This is a genomic window from Micromonospora sp. NPDC023633 (assembly GCF_040640035.1).
Classification (GTDB): domain Bacteria; phylum Actinomycetota; class Actinomycetes; order Mycobacteriales; family Micromonosporaceae; genus Micromonospora.
The window spans coordinates 1-2,407 of record NZ_JBFABB010000264.1 but is presented as its reverse complement, the minus strand read 5'-3'; the positions used below and the strand labels follow the sequence as shown (position 1 = coordinate 2,407).

At 75.3% G+C, this 2,407-nt stretch carries 3 protein-coding genes and 1 pseudogene; 2 read left to right on the top strand and 2 right to left on the bottom strand.

What is annotated here, in order from left to right:
- Positions 1 to 426, bottom strand: a 426-nt coding sequence (locus tag AB0G13_RS34550) for a DivIVA domain-containing protein (protein WP_357883858.1), incomplete at its 3' end; no start/stop codon positions are given.
- Between the two features lie 201 nt (positions 427 to 627).
- Here AB0G13_RS34550 and folP point away from each other — a divergent pair.
- Positions 628 to 1,497, top strand: coding sequence for a dihydropteroate synthase (gene folP / locus AB0G13_RS34545; RefSeq protein ID WP_357883855.1), 870 nt, complete (start codon positions 628 to 630; stop codon positions 1,495 to 1,497).
- A gap of 17 nt (positions 1,498 to 1,514) precedes the next feature.
- Here the strand turns inward: folP and ndhC are convergent, their stop codons facing one another.
- Positions 1,515 to 1,892 carry an NADH-quinone oxidoreductase subunit A gene (gene ndhC / locus AB0G13_RS34540; RefSeq protein WP_357883852.1) on the bottom strand — a complete coding sequence of 126 codons (378 nt, stop codon included), beginning with the start codon at positions 1,890 to 1,892 and terminating at the stop codon, positions 1,515 to 1,517.
- A 131-nt stretch (positions 1,893 to 2,023) separates the two neighbouring features.
- On the opposite strand from ndhC, the pseudogene AB0G13_RS34535 reads away from it, so the two are divergent.
- Positions 2,024 to 2,407 (top strand): annotated as a pseudogene (locus AB0G13_RS34535) (hypothetical protein); the annotation flags it as partial.

Sequence of the window (2,407 nt, the reverse complement as noted above, 5' to 3'; positions counted from 1 at the left end):
CCCCGGCGCGCCCGGCCGGTCGGCCCCGACCGGCACCGCCCCCCGGGCCTCCGGCGACGGCTCGGCGGCGGCCGCCCGCTCCCGGGCCCGGCGCAGGGCGTCGGCGTCCGCCGTCCGCCCCTCACGCAGCGCGGCGACCTCCGCCTCCAGCACGCCGATCAGCTCGGACTTGTAGCCGATGTCGTAGGCCGCCCGGCGCATCGCGTGGTCGACCTGGGCCATGCGGTAGCCCCGCAGCGCGGTGTCGAACCGGACCTCGCCCACGTCGGACTCGCGCAGCGGGCGGGCCGCCGGCAACGGCACGGCCCGTCCGTCCGGCTCGGCCGGCGCCAGGCCGGGATCCCGGCCGGAGACCAGCACCGTCACCCCGAACACGACCGCCGCGACGGTCAACGCCACGACCAGCAGGAGCAGAACCTGACCCATGCACAGATCGTGGCATGTCGAACCGCCCGGAGCGACCCCACGACCCGCCGCGTCCCGGATCCGCGTCGAAGTACCTCCGCCCGACGCACCGGGCCGGGAGGCGGTGACAGCGGACCAGCGGGGCCCGACCCGGGCGGACCGGCTAGCGTCGTGACCGGCCGACGGCGGGCACGGGTCGGCGGCGGACCTTCAGGAGGCGGCATGGCCGGGGCGCTTCGGCTCGGTGGGCGCACGTTCGGCCCGGACGAGCTGGTGGTGATGGCGATCGTCAACCGCACGCCGGACTCGTTCTACGACCGGGGCGCGACCTTCGCCCAGGACAGCGCGCTGCGCGCCGTGGAGCGGGCGGTCGAGGAGGGCGCCGAGATCATCGACATCGGCGGGGTCAAGGCCGGTCCGGGCGCCGAGGTCGACGTGGCCGAGGAGATCCGCCGCACGGTGGAGACCATCGCCGCCGTCCGGGCCGCCTTCCCCGACGTGGTGATCTCGATCGACACCTGGCGGGCCGAGGTGGCGGTGGAGGCGGTGGCGGCGGGCGCCGACCTGCTCAACGACACCTGGTCCGGCGCCGACCCGGCACTGGCACAGGTGGCGGCGCGCACCGGGGCCGGCCTGGTCTGCTCGCACGCCGGCGGCCTGGCGCCCCGGACCCGCCCGCACCGCGCGGCCTTCGCCGACGTGGTCGCCGACGTGCTCACGACGGTGACCGGGCTCGCCGACCGCGCGGTCGCGCTGGGCGTACGCGCCGACGGGATCCTGATCGACCCGGCGCACGACTTCGGCAAGAACACCCGCCACTCGTTGGAGATCACCCGCCGGCTCGGCGAGCTCTCCGGCACCGGCTGGCCGCTGCTGGTGGCCCTGTCGAACAAGGACTTCATCGGCGAGACGCTGGACCTGCCGGTGGCCGAGCGGCTGGAGGGGACGCTGGCGGCCACCGCCGTCTCGGCCTGGCTGGGCGCCCGGGTGTTCCGCGCGCACCAGGTCCGACCCACCCGGCGGGTGCTCGACATGGTCGCCTCGATCCGGGGCGACCGCCCGCCGACGCTGGCCCGGCGCGGCCTCGCCTGACCGCCGCGCCGTGGCGGTCAGGACCAGCGCAGGATGTTCTTCCGCCAGGCGTAGAGGATGCCGAGCGCCAGCACCGCGACGAAGACGGCCATCTCCACGACCGTGACCATCCCGAATCCCGGCCGGTCGAAGACGACCGCCCAGGGGAAGAGGAACACCGCCTCGACGGCGAACAGCACGTAGAGGTACGCGTACACGTAGTAACGGATCTGCATCTGCGCCCAGTCGGCGCCGACGGGGTCGAGGCCGCACTCGTAGCTGGTGCGCTTGCCGAAGGGATCGGCCGGACGGGCAGGACGTAACACCCGGTTGGCCGAGAACGCCGTAACGAAGAAGAGGACGCTGGCGAGCAGCAGCAGCCCGAGCGTCGCGTACGAGCCCAGGTAACCGGTCACGGTCGCCGAGCCTACCGCTCCTCGTCGCCGCCCGGGTCGAACCCGTTACGGATTTGTTTCCCGGCGGGACTAGTGCCCTCTAGCAACATTTGTCGAATATGGGTACCTCACTCATCGTCACCGGAGGACAGATGGCTCGCGTGGACGTACGGCCCGGCCGGCGGGCGCGTGACCGACGTGCCCTGCCCCTGCTGGCGATCGGCCTCACGGTCGGGCTGACCGTCACCGCGGGGCCGGGCTGGGCGACCGCCGCCCCGACCGCCGCCCGCGTCGCCTCCCCCGCGACCGAGCCGGCCGGGGAGCCGGGCGGGGAGCCGGGCGGGGAGCCGGGCGGGGAGCCGGGCGGGGACACGCCGACGGCCGATCCGACGGAGACGGAACCGGTGCCCACCGAGGCGCCCTCGACCACGGCGCCGCCGCCGGAGACCACGCCACCGGCCGCGACGACCGAGCCGGCCCCGACGACGACGGCCCCGCAGCAGCCGGTGCCGACCACCGCCGCACCGACCACCGCC

What these genes read in the sequence shown, in the direction of transcription:
- folP (WP_357883855.1), top strand. Translation starts at nt 628, where the DNA reads ATGGCCGGGGCGCTTCGGCTCGGTGGGCGCACGTTCGGCCCGGACGAG.